Here is a 1,188-nt window from a genome sequence, read left to right as displayed (position 1 = left end):
CTAGGCGGCGTGGACAAATTCGCATGAGCGTACCGGCGCTCAGTCAGGGTTGTTCTGCCTAGCTGTTTTGACTGCCCATCGGACGAGAAGGCCGACCCCGATGGCGATAACAGCGGAGGGCAGCAATACCTGCGTCAGAAAACCCTTCTTACACGCTGTGTCCGGTGCGCAGTCGCCCAACGCATCGGCGAGCAGCAGGAACATGAAAACGGGCACGCCTAAGAGGGCGGAGGCTATACATCCCCAACGACCTTCGATCGTCGTCCCACCTTTATATCCGCCTTCGCTCATTGGCATTGGATAGCCCAATGCCCTGTACTCGCAAAGACGTCCGCCGATCTGGGTTCAAGAACCAGATTGACGCGAGCTGATGACATTGATTCAAGGCTGCTTTTTGGAGGCAGGCTTGAGCAGAGGCGATCTAACCGAAGCGGAATGGCGGATTTTGAAGCGCTTGCTGCCAATCGAGCCTGAAAATCGTGGTCGAGGCAGGCGTCCTGAACAGAATCGTTCGATCATCAACGGCATCCTCTGGAGGCTCCGGTGCGGTGCGCCGTGGCGCGACGTACCGCCCAAATATGGCAGTTGGAACACCATCTATCGCCGGTTCCGACGCTGGAGTGAAGCCGGGGTCTGGGAAACCGTTGCCGTGACGCTTGCCGAGGTCATGGCGGACAGCGGCCACTACAGTATCGACAGCACCACCGTTCGCGCCCACGTCTCGGCAGCGGGCGGAAAAGGGGGACTCATCGACGCGCTCTTGGCCGCTCGCGGGGCGGGTTCACCAGTAAGCTTCACTGCCTGGCTGATGCCGTCGGACGACCAGTCGCCTTCCATCTGACGGGCGGCGAAGCTGCAGACTGCAGAGCTTATGACGCTTTGATCGACCTGCCCGAGCGTGCGCCCGACGCCTTGCTTGCAGACAAGGGCTATGACGCCGATGCGATCCGAACCGATCTCGCCAAACGCAAAATCGAACCCGTCATTCCCGGCCGCTCAAACCGCCGCGTGAACATCGAATTTGACCGCGCGCTCTATAAGCAGCGGAACCGCATCGAACGCATGTTCGGCCATCTAAAGATCAACCGTGCCATCGCCACCCGATACGATCAGCTGGCCAACAGCTTCCTCGGCATGGTCCATCTCGCCACCGCTCGATACTGGCTCAAATTTGTCCACGCTGCCTAG

1 pseudogene is annotated in these 1,188 nt (G+C 59.6%); it reads left to right on the top strand.

Annotated features, from left to right (window positions below):
* Nucleotides 1-370: 370 nt before the first annotated feature.
* Nucleotides 371-1,188: pseudogene (locus FHR23_RS16430) on the top strand (IS5 family transposase).

Origin of the sequence: Stakelama sediminis, assembly GCF_014199335.1 — a bacterium.
GTDB lineage: Bacteria > Pseudomonadota > Alphaproteobacteria > Sphingomonadales > Sphingomonadaceae > Sphingomonas > Sphingomonas sediminis.
This window is presented reverse-complemented; position numbering and strand designations above follow the sequence as displayed.